We start from the raw sequence: 21,680 nt of genomic DNA, 5'->3' as shown, positions 1-21,680 counted from the left end.
CGCAGCGAGACGAAACGCACCGACCCTGCAGATCCGGAGAGGGTCCGCGGATCGGCGATTGGCCCGGTCGTGGCGGCGATATCCTGAACCGATGAGCCGCCGCATCCTGGACCAGTCGTCGAAGCTGAAGGACGTCCTCTACGAGATTCGTGGCGCCGCCCTGGTGGAGGCCGACCGGCTGGAGGCCGACGGGCACACGATCCTCAAGCTCAACACGGGCAACCCCGCCATCTTCGGGTTCGAGGCGCCGTTCCAGATCGTGCGCGACATGATCGAGTCGGTGCCGCACGCGCACGGGTACAGCGACAGCCGCGGCATCATGTCGGCGCGTCGGGCGATCGTCTCGCGCTACGAACAGGTCCCCGGATTCCCGTCGTTCGACCCCGACGACGTGTACCTCGGCAACGGTGTGTCAGAGCTGATCACCATGACGATGCAGGCGCTCCTCGACGCCGGCGACGAAGTGCTGATCCCCGCGCCCGACTATCCGCTGTGGACCGCGATGACGAGCCTTGCCGGTGGTACCCCCGTGCACTACCGGTGCGACAACGACAACGGCTGGCAGCCCGACCTGGACGACATCCGCGAGAAGATCACGCCGAACACCAAGGCGATCGTCGTGATCAACCCGAACAACCCCACCGGCGCCGTCTACACGCGCGAGGTGCTCGAGGGCATCGTGCAGATCGCGCGGGAGCACGACCTGCTGCTGTTGTCCGACGAGATCTACGACCGCATCCTGTTCGACGATGCGCAGCACATTCCGCTCGCCACCCTCGCACCCGATCTGCTCTGCCTCACCTACAACGGGCTGTCGAAGACCTACCGCGTCGCCGGATACCGCTCCGGGTGGATGGTCATCACGGGCCCCAAGCGACACGCGGCCGGCTTCCTGGAAGGCATCCAGCTGCTGGCATCCACGCGGCTGTGTCCGAACGTTCCCGCGCAGTATGCCGTGCAGGCGGCGCTGTCGGGCGTGCAGTCGATCGATGCGCTCATCGGCCCCACCGGCAGGCTGCACGAGCAGCGGGATGCCGCGTGGGAGGGACTGCAGAAGATCCCCGGTGTGACCTGCTTGAAGCCGCAGGGCGCGCTCTACGCCTTTCCGCGGTTGGATCCCGAGGTCTACGAGATCCACGACGACGCGAAGCTCGTCTATGACTTCCTCGTGGCCGAGCATGTGCTGCTCGTGCAGGGGACGGGGTTCAACTGGCCGACGCCCGATCACCTGCGTATCGTGACGCTCCCCGAGGCGCGGGTGCTCAGCGAGGCCGTCGAGCGGCTCGGCAACTTCTTGTCGTCGTACCGCCAGTAGCGGTCACAGCAGGGCGAGCGAGGTCGCGCGCCAGCGGCCGTCCCAGCCTTCGAGGCGGATCGCGACGGCTCGCGTTCGCGCGGGGCTTGCGACGATGACGACCCCCTCGACCGCGCTGTCGGCGGGTGCGGAGTGGCGGATGCTGAGGATCTCGTGCACCGGACGTGCGACCGACTGGTTGCGGGCGCTTCGAGCACGGGCCGACAGGTTGGCGCGGGTGACGAGCTTGGCGTACGCGTCTTCGGTGAGCCACCGCGCAAGCTGCTCGACTTCACGCACCCCGGCGAGCACTTCGAGCACGCCGATCGTGAGGTTGTGCAACAGCGGCTCAGGGTCGGGCAGTTCGTCTGCGGTCGTGCGTTGTGGTGCGAAGTACTCGTTCAGCGCGAGCTGATCGGTCATCCGGCGGGCAGCGCGCGCTGGCGCGGCAGCGGTCGGAACCATGCGAAGGCCTCTCTCGAGCGGTCTCGTGCAACACAGTCGAGCACAGACGCGGAGCCCTCCGGATGAGAAAACTCCAACATGTGGATAAATGACGCGGGGGTGTCGAGGGTCGGGCTAATCTGCTCGCCGTGCGATGGGACCGATTCTTCGAAGACCTCGAAGACCAGCTCGACTCCGAGTGGGAGGCCGAGCGCGCCGCGCTCGACACCGAGGCCGAGCGGCTGCGTCTGGCCAAACTGACGCTGCGCGAACGCCTGTCGGCCGCTGCGAACGCCGAGCCGGTGATCGACTTGATCGACGGGAGCGCCGTGACCGGCCGTCTTGCAGGGATCGGCGCGGACTGGGTCGCCGTATCGTTGGGGGAGCGGGTGGTGCTCGTACCGTTCCTTGCGATCGTCGCGGTCGCCCTCCCGCACGTCGACGTGCTGCGCAGTGCGCGGCCGACGCCGGGCGCGCGCCTGTCGGAGCGGATGACGTTCGGCTACGCCCTTCGCGACCTCGTGCGCCGCAGATGCACCGTCGTCGTGCGAACTGCGTCGGGGCGGGAGGTCACCGGCACGATCGACCGTGCCGGCGCGGACCACTTCGACCTCGCGATGCACGATGTCGGCGCGCCGCGACGCGCGGCAGAGCTCCGCGGGCACCGCATCGTGCCCTTCACCGCGATCGCTTCGGTCGTGGTCGAGGGCGACGGCCTCCGGATCTGAGGGCCGCCGACGTCAGTCGCCGCGCCGGACCGGGCCGCGCCCCCACAGTTCGGGAAAGCTCGCCGCGTTCGATTCGCGCCACAGCGCCATGCGGCGGGCCTCCTCGGCTTGATCGTCGAGGTACTCCTCGACACTCGCGGTTTCGATGCGCCATCGACCGGGGGAGCCGACCTTGGCTCCGCGCAAGCGACCGTCGAGCACGAGCGCGACGACATCGTGGACGTCGAGTTCGAGCATTTCGGCCACCTGTGCCGGTGCGATCATGCGCACGTCGGACGGGGGGTTTTCGGGCATGTCGCCATTATGCGCCTGTATGAACGGGGGAGGGGCGGCGACGGGGCCCGCTGTGGATAACCCGCGGCGTCGAAGCCGCGGGTGCGTCACGATGAGGCCATGAGCAGTCCGACCGCCGCCCGTCCTCCCCGCGCCCGTGCATTCTGGGCGGACGCCCGATTCCTCCTCGGCATCGTCCTCGTCATCGCCAGCGTCGCCGGGGTCTGGTTCGTCGTGGCGGCCGCGCGGCAGACCGCGCCGGTGTTCGCCGCACAGTCGACGATCGTCGCGGGTGAGCCGGTCAGCGCCGACGACTTGCAGGTCGTCGAGGTCGCCCTCGGTCAGGTCGGCGGGGTGTACGCGGCTCCGGGCACACTCGAACCCGGTTCGATCGCGGTGCGCACGATCGAACGAGGCGAACTCGTGCCACAGAGCGCGGTCACGGCGTCCGATGCGGTGACGACGACGACCGTCGTGCTCGCCAGTGACGGCGATGTGCCGGCATCCGTCGAGAAGGGCGCGTCGGTCGAGGTGTGGCATGCACCCCGACTCGACCAGTCGAGCTTCGACACGCCCCGCATTCTCGTCGCGTCGGCAACGGTGGTCTCGATCGCCCGAGACGATGCGGTCGTCGGTGACGCCGAGGTTTCGCTGGAGGTCGTCGTCGAGCGTGCCGAGGTGCCCGCGGTCCTCGCGGCCGTCGCAGCGGGCGACAGCCTGTCGGTGGTGCCGGCATCCGGGAGCGGCTCGTGAGGGTGCTGATCGCCGTCGACGGGGCCCGTGGGCAGGCCCTCGCGGCGGACCTTCCCGATGTCGACGCCGAGGTCGACGTGCGTGGCGTGCTCGCGTCGGACGCACCCGCGGCGGCTGCCGCGGATGCGATGGCCGGTCCCGAGGCAGCCGAACTGCTCGGCGAACTCGCCCGCGCCGACGTGCTGATCGTCGAGACGGGGCGGGCGACGCTCACCGCTGAACTCGTTCGCGCCTGCGACAGGTTCGGCGTTCGGATCATCGCCTTGTGCGCCCGCGACGCCGATCGTCGAGTTGCCGCCGTCTTCGGGATCAGCGCACGCGGCATCGACGACGACCCGGCCGATCTGCTCGAACCGCCCGGTGAAGACGCGCCGCCTCCGCCCGCCGCGGGCCGCGTCATCGTCGTCTGGGGCCCGGGCGGTGCGCCTGGGCGATCCACGATCGCTGTCGAACTCGCGTGCGAACTCGCCCGTGACGGACGGCACGTGGCATTGGTCGATGCCGACTCGCACGCGCCCTCCATCGCCCTCGCGACGGGCCTTCCCGACGAGGGACCCGGGTTCGCGGCCGCGTGCCGGCAGGCTGGTCGCGACAGCCTTGATGCCGCCGAGCTCAGCCGCATCAGCGAATCGCTCGGGAACGTCGACGTGCTCACCGGCATCAACCGTCCCGGGCGCTGGCCCGAGCTCGACCGTGCGCGGGTGACGGGTGCGCTGAGCGCATGCACCGCATGGGCGGACGACACGGTCGTCGATGTGGCCGCGCCGCTGGAGCAGGACGAGGAGATCGTGAGCGATCTCGATGGCCCCCGCAGAAACGCGGCCACCCTGGCGGCGCTCGCGTGTGCCGACGTCGTCGTGGCTGTCGTCGCCGCCGACCCGGTGTCGGTCTCGCGGTTCGTGCGCGCGTACCCCGAGCTGCGCGCCGCTGCACCGAACGCGCGACTGCGCGTGCTCGTGAACAAGACCCGTTCGGGCGCACTGGGTATCGACGCCCGTGGACAGGTGCGACGCACGCTGGAGCGGTTCGCGGGTGTCGATGAGGTGTGGTTCGTGCCGTGGGATGCCAAGGGCGTCGATGCGGCGCTGCTCAGCGCCCGTCCCATCGCGCTCACTTCGCCCAGGTCGGCGCTGACCTCGGCGCTGCGGCGATTCGTGGGTGAGGCAATCGCGCCGCCGGTGCCCGTGACCGCTCCGCCGGCGCGGCGGGCAACGCGCCGGCGGGTTGGGGCGCGGGCGGCGTGAGCAGACGGCGCCGCTAGTCTGAGACGGTGTCGACGCTCAGTGATCTCGTCTATGCCCAGGGTCGTTCCAGTGAGGCCGACGTCGAGTGGCTGCACCGCCTCGCCGGTGACGGGCAACTGCTGGCAGACCTCGCGTTCGCCGACATCGTCATCTGGGTGCCGACGGCAGACGACTCGTTCATCGCGGTCGCGCACGCGCGGCCGAGCGGAGCTGCGACCCTGTTCTACCGAGACATCGTCGGCGACCTCGTGCGGCCGCAGTGGCGTACACAGGTGGTCGGGGCGTTCACGGACGGCCGGATCGTCGACTCCGCGTCACCGGACTGGTTCGAAGAGACGCCCACGCGCGTGCGTGCGGTGCCGATCGTGCGACAGCGCAGCAACGGTGATGCGCCGGCGACACCGATCGGCGTCCTGACGCGACACACCAATCTCGGCGAGGCACGTACGCCCTCTCGGCAGCAGATCACGTTCAACGCCTGCGCGGACGACCTGTTCGGCATGATCGCCTCGGCAGACTTCCCCGACCTGGCGGCACCCACCTCACCACGCCGGGGTGCGCCGCGCGCCTCCGACGGACTCATCCGGCTCGACGTCGACGGCATCACGACCTTCGCCAACCCCAACGCCCTGTCGGCGTTCAACCGGCTCGGGTTCGAGGATGAGCTCGAGGGGGAGCCGCTGATCGAGGTGGCGACGAAGATCCTGCCCGGCAATCAGCAGCAGTTCGACGAGTCGCTTCCGATCGTCATGGCCGGTCGGGCGCCGTGGCGCGCCGACATCGACGCCCGCGGTGTGACCGTCTCGCTGCGCACGATTCCGCTGCGCGACCACGGCACCCGTATCGGCGCGATCGTGCTGTGCCGCGACGTGACCGAGATCCGCCATCAGGAGCAGGAACTCATCACGAAGGACGCGACGATCCGCGAGATCCACCATCGCGTCAAGAACAACCTGCAGACCGTCGCGTCGCTGCTGCGCATCCAGGCGCGACGCACGCACTCCGACGAAGCGCGCGACGCGCTCACGCAGGCGATGCGACGGGTGTCGGCGATCGCCGTGGTGCACGACACCCTCTCGGAAGGACTCGCGCAGAACGTCGACTTCGACGAGGTGTTCGAGCGCGTCATCAAGCTGGTCGCCGAAGTCGCGGCGGCGCCGAACACCCGCGCGCGAACGCACAAGAAGGGCACGTTCGGCACGCTGCCGAGCGAGTACGCGACGCCGCTGGCGCTCGCACTGACCGAGCTCGTGACCAACGCCGTCGAGCACGGCCTCGCAGACAAGGAAGGCGACGTCGAGATCGTCGCCGAGCGTACGCTCGACCGCCTGGCGGTGCAGGTGCGCGACACCGGCGTGGGACTGCCCGAAGGGCAGGTCGGCCGAGGCCTCGGCACGCAGATCGTGCGCACCCTTATTCAGGGGGAGCTGTCGGGAACCATCGACTGGCACACAATGATGGGCAGCGGCACCGAGGTGACGATCGACATCCCGCTGCGCTACATCGACCGGTCGGCGGGGTGACGCCGGCTGATCAGGCGCACAGCGCGCCGGATCAGCGGGAGATCAGGAAGCGCGGCGGGCGCGGGCGGCGCGGCGCTTGAGCGCGCGACGCTCATCTTCGGAGAGGCCGCCCCACACGCCCGAGTCCTGACCGGTCTCGAGGGCGTACTGCAAGCAGACCTCGGTCACCGTGCATCGTGCGCAGACGGCCTTCGCCTTCTCGATCTGGTCGACGGCGGGGCCGGTGTTTCCGACGGGGAAGAACAGCTCGGGGTCGACAGTGAGGCAGGCGGACTTGTCGCGCCAATCCATAGGGATGCTCCTTGATGCGATTCGAATTGGGGGGGAGGTGGTGGGTCGGGACGCTTCGGGACGTCGAGTACCCTGGTGGAGTGCGAGCTGACGCTCGCCCCACTGCGCTGTGGGAGCACACGGCTTCTACCATCGTCCCATGCGCGCGGATGTGAATCAAGGGTTAACAGCGTGTTTCCTGTACAGGATGCTGTGCGTACGCTCGATGCGATTGAGTGATCTGCACAAACTCGGCACGCGGCGAGGAGTTGTCGGGTGACGCGGATCGCATCGAGCGAACGGACCGCCGCCGTGCTGGTCGGGCTCGAGGGCCTCGGCCTGGTCGTGCTTGTGGGGTGGCAGCTCGTCGCCCTCGTCAGCGGCGACACCGACTCCGTCTCGAGTGCGATCGCGCTGCTGGTGCTCACCGCCATCGGCGCCGCAGCGGTCGTCGCGTTCGCCGTGGCGATCGCCCGGGACGCCTCGTGGGGACGCTCGGGCGGCGTCGTCACACAGTTGCTCATCCTGGCCGTCGCGCTCGGCGCGCTCACGGGGCAGTACGCGCACCCGCTGATCGCGCTCGCGTTGGCAGCACCGGCCGTGCTCGGGTTGATCCTGCTGATCGCAGGGTCACGTGCCGCCGCACGACGACGCGGCGACCTCCCGACGAACTGACAGCGACGGGCGTTGCGTCACACGCCCAGCAGGCTGCGAACGCGCGCCACGTGCCCGGTCGCCTTCACGTTGTAGAGGGCGTGGGCGATGACGCCGTCGGCGTCGATGACGAACGTCGACCGGATGACGCCCTCGACGACCTTGCCGTAGTTCATCTTCTCGCCCCAGGCGCCGTACGCGGCGTGCACGGCGTGGTCGGGATCGCTCAGCAGCGGGTACGTGAGCGCATCGCGTTCGCGGAACTCGCGCAGCTTTGCCGGCTCATCGCGGGAGATGCCGAGCACCGTGTAGCCGGCCGCATGCAGCGGGGCGAGGCTGTCGCGAAAGTCGCACGCCTCTTTCGTGCAGCCCGGCGTCATGGCCGCAGGATAGAAGAAGACCACCACCTGCTGCCCGCGAAGATCCGTCAACGACACGTCGGCGCCGTCCTGATCGACGAGGGTGAAATCGGGAGCGGGGGTACCGGGTTCCAGGCGCGTCATGCCTCCAGCCTAGGTGTGAACCGGCCTCACCCGAACGTCGCGAGCAGTCGCTGCAGCGAATCGAGGCGTGCCGCGCCGCGCTCGCCGAGACGGCCGGCATCCACGGCTTCGACGATGGCGCAGTCGGGCGCATCGGGCAGGTGCGTGCACCCGCGCGGGCACTCCTCGGCGACGGCGGCGAGATCGGTGAACGCCTTGAGGATGTTCGCGGGGTCGACGTGGCCGAGCCCGAACGAGCGCACACCCGGGGTGTCGATGACCCAGCCCTTGCCGGCGTCGCCCGCGTAGCGAAGCGACACGGTCGAACTCGACGTGTGCCGGCCCCGCCCGGTCACCTCGTTGACATGGCCCGTCGCGCGCCCGGCGCCGGGCACGAGTGCGTTCACGAGCGTCGACTTTCCGACGCCGGAGTGCCCGACGAAAACCGTCGAATGCCCGACGAGCCGGGCACCGATCTCTTCGACCGGCATCGCATCGCGTCCACTCGTGAACACCTCGAGATCGTCGACGCCCTCGAAGTGGGTCAGGAACGGCGTCGGGTCGGCCACATCGGTCTTCGTCACCACCAGCATGGGATGGATGCCGGCATCCAGCGCCGCGATGAGGTAGCGGTCCACGAGGCGCGGGCGCGGCTCCGGGTCGGCTGCCGCGACGACGACCAGCATCTGGTCGGCGTTGGCGACCACGACGCGCTCGACCTGGTCGGTGTCGTCGGCGCTGCGCCGCAGCAGCGATGTGCGCTCCTCGATGCCCACGATCCGGGCCAGGCTGCCGTCGTCGCCGCTGGTGTCGCCGACGACGCGTGCCCGGTCGCCCGTGACGATCGGCTGCTTGCGCAGTTCCCGCGCGCGGGTTGCGAGCACCTGCCGCTCGGCGGGGGTGTCTTCACCGACGAGCACGGTGTACCGGCCGCGATCGACGCCGAGGACGCGCGCGATCTCGGCGTCGTTGTGCGCCGGGCGGCGCTTGGTGCGGGGACGGTTGGCCTTCGGGTTCGGCCGGACGCGGACGTCGGCCTCGTAGTCGGGCTCGTCGTCGTCGACGTCGTCGAGCCAGCTCACGCGGGCGCGGTCCCGTCGAGCATGCGCTGCCAGAGCTCGGGGAACTGCGGCATGGTCTTCGCGGTCGTGCCGATGTCGTCGACCTCGACACCCGGAACCCGCAATCCGATGATCGCCCCCGCCGTCGCGATGCGGTGATCGTGGAAGGCGCGCCAGGTGCCGCCGTGCAGGGGAGCGGGCGTGACGCGGATGCCGTCGGGCAGTTCCTCCGCGTCTCCGCCGAGGGCGCGGAGGTTCGCGACGAGTGCCGCGATCCGATCGGTCTCGTGTCCGCGGATGTGCCCGACGCCGTGGAGCGTGGTCGGGGCATCGGCGAGCGCCGCGAGGGCGAACAGGGTCGGCGTCAGTTCGCTCGCCGCGGTGAGATCGAGGTCGACGCCCGCGATCCGGTCGCCACCGGTGACGGTGAGCACACCACCGCGACGTGAGGACCGTCCGCCGAGCACCGTGAGGATGTCGGTCAGCAGGGCGCCGGGCTGCGTCGAACTGGCAGGCCACCCGGGCACCGAGACGTGTCCACCGGTCACGAGCGCCGCTGCGAGGAACGGCGCGGCGTTGGACAGGTCGGGCTCGATCGCCGTGTCGCGGCCGCGCAAAGGACTTGCCGGAACGAGCCACTCGTTCGGCTGCGGGTGCTCGACGTGCACCCCACGCCGCGCCAGCGCCTCGATCGTCATGTCGATGTGCGGCAGGCTCGGCAGCCGTTCGCCGGTGTGGATAAGGTGCAGGCCGACATCGAAGCGGGGTGCGGCCAGGAGCAGGCCGGAGACGAACTGGCTCGACGAGCTCGCATCGATCTGCACTTCGCCGCCGCGGACGTGGCCGTGGCCGTGCACGACGAACGGCAATGCCCAGCGTCCACCGTCGTCGATGTCGACGCCGACGTCGCGCAGCGCCTTGATCATGACGCCCATCGGACGGTGCAGCGCGCTCTCGTGCGCCGTGAGGGTGACCTCGCCCGTCGCGAGCCCGGCGAGCGGCGTCACGAACCGCATGACGGTGCCGGCCTGGCCGCAGTCGATGACGGTGTCGCCGCGCAGTCGCGCCGGCGGGGTGATTCGCAGGTCGGGGCCGAACTCGCCGTCGCGGTCGACCTCGTCGATGGTCACGCCGAGCGCGCGCAGCGCATCGATCATGCGCGCGGAGTCGTCGGAATGGAGGGGGGCGTGCAAGGTGCTCGGCGCGTCGGAGAGCGCCGCGAGCACGAGCTTGCGGTTCGTGAGGGACTTCGATCCGGGAATCGTGACGACGGCCTCGACCGGTTCATCGGCGACGGGCGCGGCCCAGGCCGCTCCGGTCGTGGAGGTGTGGGAATACCCGGCGGCGCTCATCAGGTTCTACCCTACTGAACCCTGCACGCCGCCGACCCCGAGGAGACGCATGATCGCCATAGCAGACGACCTCTCGCGCGACGTCTGGGACGGCGACATAGACTGGCGGGCGATGGAAGATCAGGTCGCCGCCGCCGATCCGCGCGCACAGTTCGAAGAGCAGGCACTCCCGTTCATGGACCAGCTCTACGCCGCCGCGATGCGCATGACGCGCAACCCGGCCGATGCCGCGGACCTCGTGCAGGAGACGTTCGTCAAGGCGTTCGCGTCGTGGGCGTCGTTCACGCAGGGGACGAACCTCAAGGCGTGGCTCTACCGCATCCTGACGAACACGTACATCAACACGTATCGCAAGAAGCAGCGGGAACCGTACCAGGGCACGATCGACGAGCTGGAGGACTGGCAGCTCGGTGGTGCCGAATCGACGACCGCGACGAGCGCCCGCTCGGCGGAGGCCGAAGCGATCGACCACATGCCAGCGTCCGTCGTGAAGGACGCGCTGCAGTCGATTCCCGAGGACTTCCGGTTGGCGGTGTACCTCGCCGACGTCGAGGGCTTCGCCTACCAGGAGATCGCCGACATCATGAAGACCCCCATCGGAACGGTCATGAGCCGCCTGCACCGTGGCAGGCGGATGCTGCGAGAGCTGCTGGCCGACTACGCGAAGGAGCGCGGCATCGAAGTGCCCGCGACGAGGAGCAAGAAATGAGCGATTGCGGCTGCGACAAGGCACGCAAAGACCTCGAGGAGTACCTCCGCAACGAGGTGTGCAAGACCCAGCACTCCGACATCAAGGAGCATCTCGAGCACTGCACGGCATGCCGGGACGAGGCACTCGTCGCGACGACCCTCACGGCCGTCGTGGCCAGGGCCTGCAAGGAGACGGCGCCCGAGCAGCTGCGCGATCAAGTGCTCGCCCGGCTGCGCGCCGAGCAGGCCACACACCATTGAGTCGGATCGGGGCAATGCCGCGCAGCGGCGTTGACGCGATCGCGACTCAAGGTCGAGTGCCGCGGCGCAGCCGCGGTGTATCGAGACACTCAGCGAATCAAGACGGCGCGAACACGCGCACTGCCGTCGGTACCGGGTCGATCGTGACCGGGAGCGGTCCGAGCGGGTCGCCGTCCGCGTAGGCGGTCACACCCGACCCGCGCAGCGTGACACGGCGGGCCCGCCAGGTCGTGGCCTCGGGAACCGTCGTGTGCGTGCCGCGATACACGCGCGGCAGTAGCCGGAGCAGCCTCAGCCGGCCGGCGGGTCGGATGAGGGTGACATCGAGCAGCCCGTCGGACAGGTCGGCATCCGGACAGATCGGGATGCCGCCGCCGTAGGTCGGGCCGTTGCCGATCGCGGTGATCACGTGCGGCCCCGCGATCGTGCGGACCGACCCGTCGGGCAGTTCGAGTTCCACGTCGATCGCGTTGCCCGTGAGGCGAACGAACTCGATGAGGATGGCGATGTTGTAGCGCATGGCGCCCCGCGGGCATCGCATCGCGTTCGCGCGGTCGTTGACCTTCGCGTCGAAGCCGCTCGCGAGGACGGTGCCGTAGAGGCGCGAGGTGCCGTCGGCGCGGGTCACCCGTGCGAGGTCGATCCGGCGGGTACGGCCGGCGGCCACCGCATCCGCGGCGCTGCCCGGATCGAGTTCGTGCAGTCCGATGGCCGTCGCGAGATCGTTGCCGGTGCCCGTCGGGATGATGCCGAGGGGCACGTCGGTGCCGGCCAGCTCCTGCAGCGCGAGCCCCACCGTGCCGTCGCCCCCGGCGACGAGCAGGGCGTCGGGCCCCGCAGCGAGCGCCGCGCGCAGCAGCGAGGTGGATTCGTCGGCGCTGCCGCCCGAGATCATCGCGACGCGGATGCCGCGCTCGCGCAGCCGATCGGCGACCGCTTCGGCGACGTGGCGGTGCGCGCCGGCGCGTGCGGTCGGGTTGTTCAAGATGACGACATGCATGGTTCCTCGGGCGTTCGGGCGAGGGGGATGACGAAGGGCGGATGCCGTAGCATCCGCCCTTCGTCATCGTCAAGATCAGACGGTGAGTGCCTTCTCGAGCAGGGCCGCCTGCTCGATCGCGTGCACCTTCGGCGAACCCGTCGCCGTCGAGGCTGCGGCGGCGCGTGAGACGCGACGGATCGTGCGCCCGTGCAGGTGCTTGACGATCTCGAGTGCGATGAACGGCCAGGCGCCCTGGTTCTCGGGCTCGTCCTGCACCCAGACGAGCTGGGCGTTCGGGTAGCTGTCGATGACGGCGTTGAGCTCGTCGATCGGCGCCGGGTACAGCTGCTCGACACGCACCAGCGCGATCTCGGGGTTCGGCTTCTTGTCGAGCTCGGAGACGAGGTCCCAGTGGATCTTGCCCGAGTGGAGCAGGACGCGCTTGACGGCCGACTTGTCGATGCCGCGGGCGTCGTCGATGACCGGTTCGAAACGACCCTTCGTGAAGTCCTCGACGGGGCTCGTCGCGCCGCGAAGACGCAGCATCGCCTTCGGGGTGAACACGATGAGCGGGCGACGGGGGCGCGCGTACGCCTGACGGCGCAGCAGGTGGAAGTACGAGGCCGGCGTCGACGGACGCGCGACGGTCATGTTCTCCTGCGCGCACATCTGCAGGTAGCGCTCGATGCGAGCCGAAGAGTGGTCGGGACCCTGGCCCTCGTAACCGTGGGGGAGCAGCAGCACGACGCTCGACTGCTGGCTCCACTTCTGGTCGGCCGACGAGATGAACTCGTCGATGACCGACTGCGCGCCGTTGGCGAAGTCGCCGAACTGCGCCTCCCACAGGGTGAGCGTGTCGGGGCGCTCGACGGAGTACCCGTATTCGAACGCCATCGCCGCGTACTCGCTCAGCAGCGAGTCGTAGACGTAGAAGCGGCCCTGGTCTTCGGCGACGTTCGCCAGCGGCAGCCATTCCTGACCGTTGGCACGGTCGTGGAACACGGAATGCCGCTGCACGAACGTGCCACGGCGCGAGTCCTGGCCGGCGAGGCGGACGTTCGTGCCCTCGATCAGCAGCGAACCGAACGCGAGCAGTTCGCCGAAGCCCCAGTCGATGGCGCCGTTGCGGCTCATCTGGTGGCGCTTGTCGAGCAGCTGCTGCAGCTTCGTGTGCACCGTGAAGCCCTCGGGCTTGTTGACGAACGCGTCACCGATCCGGTGCACCGTGTCGACGGTGACCCCGGTCGTCTCGGGCTCGCCGACGGCGACGTCGACCGTGCCCGTGTCGGTGTTCACGATGCCCGACGAGCCGGTCTCGGCCGCGTGGGTCTCGGCGAACGCGATCTCGAGACGGTTCTGGAAGTCCTGCTTGGCCTTCTCGTACTCGTCCTCGGTGATGTCGCCGCGACCGACGAGCGATTCGGTGTACAGACGACGCACCGACCGCTTGGCCTCGATGAGGTTCGTCATCAGCGGCTGCGTCATCGACGGGTCGTCGCCCTCGTTGTGACCGCGGCGGCGATAGCAGACGAGGTCGATGACGACGTCGCGCTGGAACTCCTGGCGATAGCGGAAGGCCAACTCTGCAACGCGGATGACGGCTTCTGGGTCGTCGCCGTTCACGTGGAAGATGGGCGCCTGGATCGTCTTGGCGACGTCGGTGGCGTACACCGACGTGCGGGCGTCCTGCGGCAGCGTCGTGAACCCGACCTGGTTGTTGACGACGACGTGCACGGTGCCGCCCGTGCGGTAGCCGCGCAGCTGCGACATCTGCAGCGTCTCGACCACGACGCCCTGGCCCGCGAAGGCTGCGTCGCCGTGCACCAGGATCGGCAGCCACGAGAACGTTCCGAACGGCAGGCGGTCCTGCTTGGCGCGGACGATGCCCTCGAGCACACCGTCGACCGTCTCGAGGTGCGACGGGTTGGCCGCGAGGTACACGGGCAGCTCTTCACCGGCATCCGACACGAACGTGCCCTCTGTGCCGAGGTGGTACTTCACATCGCCCGAGCCGCGCTTCGAACCGATCGCGACCGATCCCTCGAACTCGCGGAAGATCTGGCTGTACGTCTTGCCGGCGATGTTGGTGAGGACGTTCAGGCGACCACGGTGCGCCATGCCGATGGCTGCGCCGTCGAGGCCCGCCCCGGCCGCACCCTGAAGAATCTCGTCGAGCAACGGGATGAGCGACTCGCCACCCTCGAGGCTGAAGCGCTTCTGGCCGACGTACTTGGTCTGCAGGAAGGTCTCGAACGCCTCGGCCTCGTTGAGCTTGCCGAGCACACGCATCTGCTCGTCGTGACCCGGCTTTTCGTACTTGACCTCGAGGTTCTGCTGGAACCACGCCCGCTGGGCGGGGTCTTGGATGTGCATGTACTCAATGCCGATCGTGCGGCAGTACGAGTCGCGCAGCACGCCGAGGATGTCGCGCAACTTCATCGTGCGCTTGCCGCCGAAGCCGCCGGTGACGAATTCGCGGTCGAGGTCCCAGAAGGTCAGGCCGTGCGACTCGATCTCGAGGTCGGCATGCGTGCGCTGCACGTACTCGAGCGGGTCGATGTCGGCCATGAGGTGGCCGCGCACACGGTAGGAGTTGATGAGCTCCTGCACGCGGGCGGCCTTGTCGATCCGCTCCGCGAGGTCGACGTTGATGTCGTTGGCCCAGTGGATCGGCGCGTACGGAATGCGCAGCGCCGCGAAGATCCCCTCGTAGAAGCCGCGCTCGCCGATGAGGAACTCTTGGACGATCTTGAGGAATTCGCCGGAACCAGCGCCCTGGATGACGCGGTGGTCGTAGGTGCTGGTGAGCGTGATCGTCTTGCCGATGCCGAGCTCGATGAGCGTCTTGGCACTCGAACCCTGGAACTCGGCCGGGTAGTCGAGAGCGCCGGCGCCGATGATGGCGCCCTGGCCCTTCATGAGGCGAGGCACCGAGTGCACGGTGCCGATCCCGCCGGGGTTGGTGAGCGAGATCGTCGTACCCGCGAAATCGGCCGCGGTGAGCTTGTTGCCGCGTGCTCGCTTGACGAGGTCTTCGTACGCGGCCAGGTACTCGTTGAACGTGAGCGACTCGGCGTGCTTGATGGACGGGACCATCAGTGCGCGGGTGCCGTCGGGCTTGGGGAGATCGATCGCGATGCCGAGGTTGATGTGGGCCGGCGCGACGACGGCGGGCTTGCCGTCCTGCTCGGTGTAGTACACGTTCTGGCTCGGGAACGCCTTGAGCGCCTGGATGAGCGCCCAGCCGATCATGTGGGTGAAGCTCACCTTGCCGCCACGCGTGCGCGACATGTGGTTGTTGATGACGATGCGGTTGTCGATCATCAGCTTCGCCGGAATCGTGCGGACGCTCGTCGCGGTGGGTACCGTGACGGACTCGTCCATGTTCGACGCGAGGGTCTTCGACATGCCGCGCAGCGGTGTGATGACGTCCTCGCCGACTTCCTTCTCCTCGACGGGAATCGCTTTGGGTGCCTGCGCCGGGATCGGCTGCGGGGCAGCGGGCTTGGCGGTCGTGCGTGCGACGGGCTGTCCGCCGGTCGCGGCGGGCTGCGACGCGGTCGCGGGGGCGGCCGGTGCGTCGGCGACAGGGTTCTTCGCGGGGGCGGGCGCTGCCGGTGCGGCGGCCTGCTCCTCCGTCGCGCCGTGCCCGGCGTGATAGGCCTCGAGGACGGGCCACCACTCCTTGTCGACTGAGTTCTTGTCCTCACGGAACTGCTCGTACAGCTCGGCCACGAGCCATTCGTTCGCCCCGAATTCGCCTTCGCTCGAAGTTCCCACGCCGGTCACCGGACTGGACACGGATTCGCCTGCTTTCATCGATGAAATTCCGTCGGTGCGGGCGATGCGAGCTCGCGTGCGCACACGTTTCTCTAGGTTATCTCAGTTCGCGGGGGTCGATGCGGCCCGCCGGCGCTCTGCTGGGCGGTGCGTGGCCGAACTTCGGCGGCGTCGGTAGCGTGGGCCCCATGCAGTTCTCGGGCGAACGACCCACGGTCGACCTCACGTATTCCGACGTGTTCCTGACGCCTCGGCGCTCGGCGGTCACGAGCAGACTCGACGTCGATCTGTCGCCCCGCGACGGGACGACGGCGACCATCCCGCTCGTGTCGTCGAACATGAACTCGGTCACCGGGCCGCGACTGGCCGCGACCCTCGCGCGCCGCGGCGGACTCGGCGTGCTGCCGCAGGACATGCCGCTGCAAGAATTGGATGCCGCGATCCGCTGGGTCAAAGACCAGCCGGTGCCGTGGGACACCCCGCTCGTGCTGCCGCCGGACACGACCGTCGCCGACGCCGCGCAGCTGCTCCCCGCCACCGACGGGCACGGGATCGTGGTCGCGGCACACGAGTCGCCGCACGTCGACGACATCCTCGGCATCGTGCCCGCCAGCAGGCTCGGCACGGCTCTGCCCGACGCGAGACTCGGCGACCTCGCCCGAGGCCGCGCCGCATCCATCGACGCCGACGACGTCGCCGATGCCCGTCAGGCCTTCGACCTGTTGGTCGCTGCCGAGGCCGAAACCGTGTGCGTGCTGCACCACGGGTACCTCGTCGGCACGTTGTCGCAGCGGTCGGCGCTGCGCTCCACCCTCTACCGGCCGGCGGTGGACGCCGACGGCCGACTCATCGTCGCCGCCGCGATCGGCATCAACGGCGACGTCGCGGCGAAGGCCCGCGCGCTCGCCGCGGCCGGCGTCGATGTGCTCGTCGTCGACACGGCTCACGGCCACCAGGAGGGCATGCTCGATGCGCTGCGTGCGGTCGCCGAACTCGGGCTCCACGTGCCGATCGCGGCAGGCAACATCGTGACGGCCGACGGCGTCCACGACCTTGTCGACGCCGGCGCCAACATCCTCAAGGTCGGCGTCGGGCCGGGTGCGATGTGCACGACCCGCATGATGACCGCAGTCGGGCGGCCCCAGTTCTCAGCGGTGCTTGAGACGGCGCAGGCCGCCGCCGAGCACGGTGCGCACGTCTGGGCCGACGGCGGCGTGCGCTACCCCCGCGACGTCGCACTGGCGCTCGCGGCGGGGGCGGCGTCGGTCATGATCGGCTCGTGGTTCGCCGGAACGATCGAGGCACCGGGCAGGCTGCAGGTCGATGCGGCCGGCCGGGTCTACAAGGAGTCGTGGGGCATGGCATCCACCAAGGCTGTGCAGGGGCGCTTCGGTCGCCTCGACGCCTACGAGCGTGCCCGCAAGGAGCTGTTCGCCGAGGGGATCTCGTCGTCGAAGATCTACCTCGATCCGCTGCGGCCTTCCGTCGAGGACCTGCTCGACATGATCACCTCGGGTGTGCGCTCTTCGTTCACGTACGCCGGAGCGGCGACGGTGCCCGAGTTCCACATCCGTGCCCTGGTCGGGCTGCAGTCGGCCGCCGGCTACGAAGAGGGCAAGGCGCTCCCCGTCAGCTGGTAGGCCACTCGCTGCGCAAGATGCCCATGACCACCGAGTCGTAGCGTTCGCCCCGCACGACGCGCGCGTCGCGGAAGCGCGCCTCTTCGCGGAAGCCGAGGCGTCTGCCGACGGCGAGCATGCGCTCGTTGCCCGACCAGGTCGAATAGTCGAGCCGCACGACGTCTGTCGCCCTGAACAGGTAGTCGGTCCAGAGGGCGAGCGCGGCCGTGCCGACGCCGCGACCGCGCTGCTGCGGGTCGTAGACCGTGATGCCCATGCGCCGCCAATCCGAGACCTCAGACTCCCAGTGCCACGACACGGTGCCGAGCATCACGTCGGGCTCAGCGATCGTCGCGATGACGGCGCGCTCCAGCGGCGCACGTGACGCGTATGACCCGTCGGCGAGCGATGTCGCGAGCCGATCGCACACGCCGTCGACCTCGGTGGCGGAGAGCTTCGGAAAGTACGGCCCGTCCCAGCGGTGCCAGTCCTGATCGGGCTGCAGCCACTGCCGGTACTGGTCGAGGTCGCCGGGCCCGAACGGGCGGATGCCGAAGGTATCGTCACGGCCGATCCAATGCATGGGATCGATCCTCGCATCCGAGCGTTCTCATGGCGTCAGTACCGTAAACTCGTCGCATCATGGACGACCCTCCTAGTTGTAGACGCTCGCCCCACCGACCCTTCTTCGCCCTGAGCGGGGGTGACGCGTGATGGATTACGTCATGTTGGGCGTGGGGCTGCTTCTGACAGTCGGCACCGGGCTGTTCGTGGCGAGCGAATTCGCGCTCGTCAACCTCGACAGGGCCGACCTCGAGGCCAGGCAGGCCGCCGGCGAAAGCCGACTCTCGCTGACGATCGCGGCACTGAAGATCACCTCGACCCACCTCTCCAGTGCGCAACTGGGCATCACACTCACGACGCTGCTCACCGGTTACACGATGGAACCGGCGCTCTCGAATCTGCTCGCGCCGATCTTCAGTGCGTGGGGTGTTCCGGAGTCCGCATCGCGCGCGGTCTCCACGGTGATCGCGATGTCGGTCGCCACCGTCTTCTCGATGATCATCGGCGAACTCGTGCCGAAGAACTTCGCGCTCGCCGTCCCACGGCAGACCGCCAAGCTCGTCATGCCGTTCCAGGTCGTGTTCACGACCGTCTTCAAGTGGGCCATCGCGGCGCTCAACGGCAGTGCCAACGCGGTGCTGCGTGGGATGGGCATCGAGCCCAAGGAAGAGCTGTCGGGTGCGCGCACCGCCGAAGAGCTTTCGAGCCTCGTGCGCCGGTCGGCGAGTGCGGGCGTGCTCGAAGAGGACACCGCCTCCCTGCTGGACCGCACGCTCACCTTCGCGCGTCTCACGACCGCCGATGTCATGACCCCGCGCCCCAGCGTGCACGCCGTACACGTCGCCGACAGCGTCGAAGAGGTCGTGCAGTTGGCACGCCGCACCGGTCACAGCCGTTTTCCGGTCTACGACGACTCGATGGATGACATCACCGGCATCGTGCACCTCAAGCAGGCCGTCAGCGTGCCTCGCGATCGCCGCCGCGACGTGCCGGCGGCCGCGATCGCCGAGGAGCCTCTGCGGGTGCCCGAAGCGGTGCACCTGGATGCGGTGATGTCCGAGTTGCGCAGCCGTGGCTACCAGATGGCCATCGTCGTCGATGAATACGGAGGGACGGCCGGCGTCGTCACCCTCGAAGACCTCGTCGAAGAGATCGTGGGCGAAGTGCTCGATGAGCACGACCGCAACCTCGCCGGTGTCGTGCGTGCCGCGGGCGCCGTCATCTTCCCCGGCGACCTGCGACCCGACGAAGTGCTCGACCGCACCGGCATCCGCGTACCCGAAGGCGACGTCTACGACACGGTCGGCGGTTTCATGATGTCGTCGCTGGAGCGCATTCCGCTCGTCGGCGACGTCGTCGAGCTCGAAGACGGCACCCTGTCGGTGCAGCGCATGGACGGTCGTCGCATCGACCGTGTGAAGTTCGTGGCGCACCCCGTGCCCGAAGGAGCCTCGATCGAAGGAGGTGAGCGTCGATGAGTGATTGGGCAGGCCTGGCATGGCTGGTCGTGCTGCTCGTGGCGAACGCGTTCTTCGTCGGCGCCGAGTTCGCCGTCATCTCTGCGCGCCGATCGCAGATCGAGCCCCTCGCCGAGAAGGGATCCCGCGCAGCGAAGACCGCGCTGTACGCGATGGAGCACGCGACCCTCATGCTGGCGACGAGCCAGTTGGGCATCACGATCTGTTCGCTGCTGATCCTGAACGTGTCGGAGCCGGCGATCCACCACCTGCTCGTCTACCCGTTGGGGCTGACGGGCTGGGGCGAGGCCATCATCGACACCGTCGCGTTCGTCATCGCGCTGCTGCTGGTGTCGTACCTGCACGTCGTGTTCGGCGAGATGGTGCCGAAGAACCTCGCGTTCTCGGTTCCCGACCGCGCGGTGCTGCTGCTGGCGACCCCGCTGGTGTGGGTGTCGAAGCTGTTCTACCCGGTGATCGTCGCGCTCAACTGGATCGCGAACCACATCGTACGACTGTTCAAGGTCGAGCCGAAGGACGAGGCCGCGTCGACCTTCACGCTCGACGAGGTCGCCACGATCGTCAACCAGTCGCGCATCGAGGGTGTGCTCGACGATGCGTCGGGCGCGGTCGCCGCGGCGGTCGAATTCACCGACAAGAAGGCGCGTGATGTCGCTGTGCCACTGTCGTCGCTCGTGACGCTCCCCGAGGGGGCGACTCCGGCCGACGTCGAGCGCGCCGTGGCCAAGCACGGTTTCTCGCGGTACGTCATCATCGACGCCGAGGGGGCGCCGCTGGGCTACGTGCACCTGAAGGACGTGCTGCGTGAGACCGAGGGTGAGGATGCCGCGCGCGCGTTCGAGCCGATCAAGCCCAAGCGCATCCACCACATGGTGCCGGTCGCCGAGACGACCGACCTCGAGGACGCCCTCGCGCTCATGCGCCGATCGAGCCGCCACCTCGCGCAGGTGCGCGATGCGCGCGGCGAGATCACCGCGGTGCTGTTCCTGGAGGACATCATCGAGGAGCTCGTGGGTGAGGTGCAGGACGCGACGCGTCGCGGCTACTGACCCTCCGCATCTCCGCATGTAGACGCGAACTCCGCAGCATCCATCCCGGATGCTGCGGAGTTCGTCGCAGACTGCGGAGTTCGCGCGCGGGTGCTATGCCCGCCGCCGCGCTCGCACGTACTGGGCCGGCCAGATCTCGGCATCCTCACCGAGTTCGCCGGCGGCGCGGAGCCCGAAGTGGGGGTCGCGCAGCCATTCGCGCCCGGCCAGCACGATGTCGGCGTCGCCCGCCTCGAGCACCTGCTCGGCCTGCGGGCCGCTCGTGATCTCGCCGACTGCGCTGACGAGCGCGCCGGTGCCACGGCGAACGGCGGCGGCGAGGGCGACCTGGTAGCCGGGGCCCGTCGTGATCCGGGCTTCGGCGACGAGTCCGCCGCTGGAGATGTCGAACGCGGCCACACCGCGCTCGACGAGCCAGCGGGCAACCTGCACGGTCTGTTCGACATCCCAGCCGCCATCGACCCAGTCGGTCGCGGAGAGGCGCACGAGCACGGGGGTGTCGCCGACGGCGTCGCGCACGGCATCCACGACCCGCAGCAGCAGGCGCGCGCGGTTCTCGAGGGAGCCGCCGTACGCATCGGTGCGCTGATTGGACAGGGGAGAGAGGAACTGGTGCAGCAGATACCCGTGCGCGGCGTGCACCTCGAGCATGCGGAATCCGGCCGCCACGGCGCGCACGGCAGCCGCGGCGAAGGCGGATACGACCGCGTCGATGCCGTCGAGATCGAGGGCCTCCGGGGTGTCGTACCCGGTGAAGGCCACCGCTGAGGGCGCGACGGTCGTCCAGCCGCCCTGATCAGCGGGAACCGATCCGCTCTCGGGTGCGAACGGCGCCCACGTCGACGCCTTGCGGCCGGCGTGTGCGAGCTGCACCGCAGGGACGGCCCCGCGTGCCTCGATCGCGGCGGTGATCGGCGCCCATGCGTCGCGCTGTTCGTCGTTCCACAGCCCTGTGTCATCGGGTGAGATGCGTCCCTCGGGAACCACGGCGGTGGCCTCGGCGATGACGACGCCGGCGCCGCCTGACGCGAATTGCGCGAGGTGCACGTGGTGCCAGTCGTTGGGCACCCCGTCGGCTGCCGAGTACTGGCACATGGGCGCGACCCACAGCCGGTTGCGCACCGTCACACCGTGCACGTCGATCGGGGTGAACAGCAGGCTCATGGTCTCTCCAGCGGT

Annotated in this window: 21 protein-coding genes; 11 read left to right on the top strand and 10 right to left on the bottom strand. The window is 69.1% G+C overall.

What is annotated here, in order from left to right; all coding sequences use genetic code 11:
- Positions 1 to 91: 91 nt before the first annotated feature.
- On the top strand, positions 92 to 1,315 hold the full coding sequence (locus ACSF8R_RS13735) for a pyridoxal phosphate-dependent aminotransferase (RefSeq protein ID WP_434812364.1): 1,224 nt from the start codon (positions 92 to 94) through the stop codon (positions 1,313 to 1,315).
- Positions 1,316 to 1,318: 3 nt separating this feature from the next.
- Here the strand turns inward: ACSF8R_RS13735 and ACSF8R_RS13730 are convergent, their stop codons facing one another.
- Complete coding sequence (locus tag ACSF8R_RS13730) at positions 1,319 to 1,759, bottom strand: Rv3235 family protein (RefSeq protein ID WP_434812363.1); 441 nt, start codon at positions 1,757 to 1,759, stop codon at positions 1,319 to 1,321.
- A 128-nt stretch (positions 1,760 to 1,887) separates the two neighbouring features.
- Here ACSF8R_RS13730 and ACSF8R_RS13725 point away from each other — a divergent pair, with 128 nt between their 5' ends.
- A complete protein-coding gene (locus ACSF8R_RS13725; protein ID WP_434812362.1) occupies positions 1,888 to 2,466 on the top strand; it encodes a hypothetical protein in 579 nt (192 codons plus the stop codon).
- A gap of 12 nt (positions 2,467 to 2,478) precedes the next feature.
- Here ACSF8R_RS13725 and ACSF8R_RS13720 read toward each other — a convergent pair whose 3' ends face one another.
- On the bottom strand, positions 2,479 to 2,760 hold the full coding sequence (locus ACSF8R_RS13720; RefSeq protein ID WP_434812361.1) for a helix-turn-helix domain-containing protein: 282 nt from the start codon (positions 2,758 to 2,760) through the stop codon (positions 2,479 to 2,481).
- 99 nt (positions 2,761 to 2,859) lie between these two features.
- Between ACSF8R_RS13720 and ACSF8R_RS13715 the strand changes: the two genes are divergently transcribed.
- From ACSF8R_RS13715 to ACSF8R_RS13705, 3 genes are read left to right on the top strand one after another with little or no spacing between them, the layout of a single operon-like run.
- A complete protein-coding gene (locus tag ACSF8R_RS13715) occupies positions 2,860 to 3,492 on the top strand; it encodes a hypothetical protein (protein ID WP_434812360.1) in 633 nt (210 codons plus the stop codon).
- Positions 3,489 to 4,736, top strand: coding sequence for an AAA family ATPase (locus ACSF8R_RS13710; protein WP_434812359.1), 1,248 nt, complete (start codon positions 3,489 to 3,491; stop codon positions 4,734 to 4,736). The genes ACSF8R_RS13715 and ACSF8R_RS13710 overlap by 4 nt, the downstream gene beginning before the upstream one ends.
- Before the next feature lie 26 nt (positions 4,737 to 4,762).
- The gene (locus tag ACSF8R_RS13705) at positions 4,763 to 6,259 is read left to right on the top strand and encodes a sensor histidine kinase (protein WP_434812358.1); all 1,497 of its coding nucleotides are present in this window, start codon (positions 4,763 to 4,765) and stop codon (positions 6,257 to 6,259) included.
- A 42-nt stretch (positions 6,260 to 6,301) separates the two neighbouring features.
- Here the strand turns inward: ACSF8R_RS13705 and ACSF8R_RS13700 are convergent, their stop codons facing one another.
- Positions 6,302 to 6,550 (bottom strand): WhiB family transcriptional regulator, encoded by a 249-nt coding sequence (locus tag ACSF8R_RS13700; protein WP_047542656.1) that lies wholly within the window; start codon positions 6,548 to 6,550, stop codon positions 6,302 to 6,304.
- Positions 6,551 to 6,805: 255 nt separating this feature from the next.
- Here ACSF8R_RS13700 and ACSF8R_RS13695 point away from each other — a divergent pair, with 255 nt between their 5' ends.
- Positions 6,806 to 7,204 carry a histidine kinase gene (locus ACSF8R_RS13695; protein WP_434812357.1) on the top strand — a complete coding sequence of 133 codons (399 nt, stop codon included), beginning with the start codon at positions 6,806 to 6,808 and terminating at the stop codon, positions 7,202 to 7,204.
- A 17-nt stretch (positions 7,205 to 7,221) separates the two neighbouring features.
- Here the strand turns inward: ACSF8R_RS13695 and bcp are convergent, their stop codons facing one another.
- From bcp to aroA, 3 genes are read right to left on the bottom strand one after another with little or no spacing between them, the layout of a single operon-like run.
- Positions 7,222 to 7,686 carry a thioredoxin-dependent thiol peroxidase gene (gene bcp, locus ACSF8R_RS13690; protein ID WP_434812356.1) on the bottom strand — a complete coding sequence of 155 codons (465 nt, stop codon included), beginning with the start codon at positions 7,684 to 7,686 and terminating at the stop codon, positions 7,222 to 7,224.
- A gap of 26 nt (positions 7,687 to 7,712) precedes the next feature.
- Complete coding sequence (gene rsgA / locus ACSF8R_RS13685; protein ID WP_434812355.1) at positions 7,713 to 8,747, bottom strand: ribosome small subunit-dependent GTPase A; 1,035 nt, start codon at positions 8,745 to 8,747, stop codon at positions 7,713 to 7,715.
- Positions 8,744 to 10,078 carry a 3-phosphoshikimate 1-carboxyvinyltransferase gene (gene aroA / locus ACSF8R_RS13680; protein WP_434812354.1) on the bottom strand — a complete coding sequence of 445 codons (1,335 nt, stop codon included), beginning with the start codon at positions 10,076 to 10,078 and terminating at the stop codon, positions 8,744 to 8,746. The genes rsgA and aroA overlap by 4 nt, the downstream gene beginning before the upstream one ends.
- Positions 10,079 to 10,190: 112 nt before the next feature.
- Between aroA and ACSF8R_RS13675 the strand changes: the two genes are divergently transcribed.
- Positions 10,191 to 10,787, top strand: a complete 597-nt coding sequence (locus tag ACSF8R_RS13675) for a sigma-70 family RNA polymerase sigma factor (protein WP_434812366.1) — start codon at positions 10,191 to 10,193, stop codon at positions 10,785 to 10,787.
- A complete protein-coding gene (locus ACSF8R_RS13670; RefSeq protein WP_434812353.1) occupies positions 10,784 to 11,029 on the top strand; it encodes a zf-HC2 domain-containing protein in 246 nt (81 codons plus the stop codon). Before ACSF8R_RS13675 ends, ACSF8R_RS13670 begins: the two co-directional genes overlap by 4 nt.
- A 97-nt stretch (positions 11,030 to 11,126) precedes the next feature.
- Here ACSF8R_RS13670 and ACSF8R_RS13665 read toward each other — a convergent pair whose 3' ends face one another.
- The gene (locus tag ACSF8R_RS13665) at positions 11,127 to 12,029 is read right to left on the bottom strand and encodes a diacylglycerol kinase (RefSeq protein ID WP_434812352.1); all 903 of its coding nucleotides are present in this window, start codon (positions 12,027 to 12,029) and stop codon (positions 11,127 to 11,129) included.
- Between the two features lie 75 nt (positions 12,030 to 12,104).
- Complete coding sequence (locus ACSF8R_RS13660) at positions 12,105 to 15,812, bottom strand: multifunctional oxoglutarate decarboxylase/oxoglutarate dehydrogenase thiamine pyrophosphate-binding subunit/dihydrolipoyllysine-residue succinyltransferase subunit (RefSeq protein ID WP_434812351.1); 3,708 nt, start codon at positions 15,810 to 15,812, stop codon at positions 12,105 to 12,107.
- A 167-nt stretch (positions 15,813 to 15,979) separates the two neighbouring features.
- On the opposite strand from ACSF8R_RS13660, the gene ACSF8R_RS13655 reads away from it, so the two are divergent.
- Positions 15,980 to 17,431 carry a GuaB1 family IMP dehydrogenase-related protein gene (locus tag ACSF8R_RS13655; RefSeq protein WP_434812350.1) on the top strand — a complete coding sequence of 484 codons (1,452 nt, stop codon included), beginning with the start codon at positions 15,980 to 15,982 and terminating at the stop codon, positions 17,429 to 17,431.
- On the opposite strand, the gene ACSF8R_RS13650 is transcribed toward ACSF8R_RS13655, so the two are convergent.
- Positions 17,421 to 17,993, bottom strand: a complete 573-nt coding sequence (locus ACSF8R_RS13650) for a GNAT family N-acetyltransferase (RefSeq protein WP_434812349.1) — start codon at positions 17,991 to 17,993, stop codon at positions 17,421 to 17,423. The two genes, ACSF8R_RS13655 and ACSF8R_RS13650, sit on opposite strands and share 11 nt — an antisense overlap.
- 130 nt (positions 17,994 to 18,123) lie before the next feature.
- Here ACSF8R_RS13650 and ACSF8R_RS13645 point away from each other — a divergent pair, with 130 nt between their 5' ends.
- Positions 18,124 to 19,452 carry a hemolysin family protein gene (locus ACSF8R_RS13645; RefSeq protein ID WP_434812348.1) on the top strand — a complete coding sequence of 443 codons (1,329 nt, stop codon included), beginning with the start codon at positions 18,124 to 18,126 and terminating at the stop codon, positions 19,450 to 19,452.
- Positions 19,449 to 20,501 (top strand): hemolysin family protein, encoded by a 1,053-nt coding sequence (locus ACSF8R_RS13640; protein ID WP_434812347.1) that lies wholly within the window; start codon positions 19,449 to 19,451, stop codon positions 20,499 to 20,501. The genes ACSF8R_RS13645 and ACSF8R_RS13640 overlap by 4 nt, the downstream gene beginning before the upstream one ends.
- A 93-nt stretch (positions 20,502 to 20,594) precedes the next feature.
- On the opposite strand, the gene ACSF8R_RS13635 is transcribed toward ACSF8R_RS13640, so the two are convergent.
- Entirely contained in the window at positions 20,595 to 21,665 is a 1,071-nt protein-coding gene (locus ACSF8R_RS13635) for an NADH:flavin oxidoreductase/NADH oxidase (protein WP_434812346.1), read from the bottom strand.
- Positions 21,666 to 21,680: the final 15 nt, after the last annotated feature.

It is taken from the genome of Microbacterium sp. bgisy189 (assembly GCF_965345345.1).
GTDB lineage: Bacteria > Actinomycetota > Actinomycetes > Actinomycetales > Microbacteriaceae > Microbacterium.
This window is presented reverse-complemented; position numbering and strand designations above follow the sequence as displayed.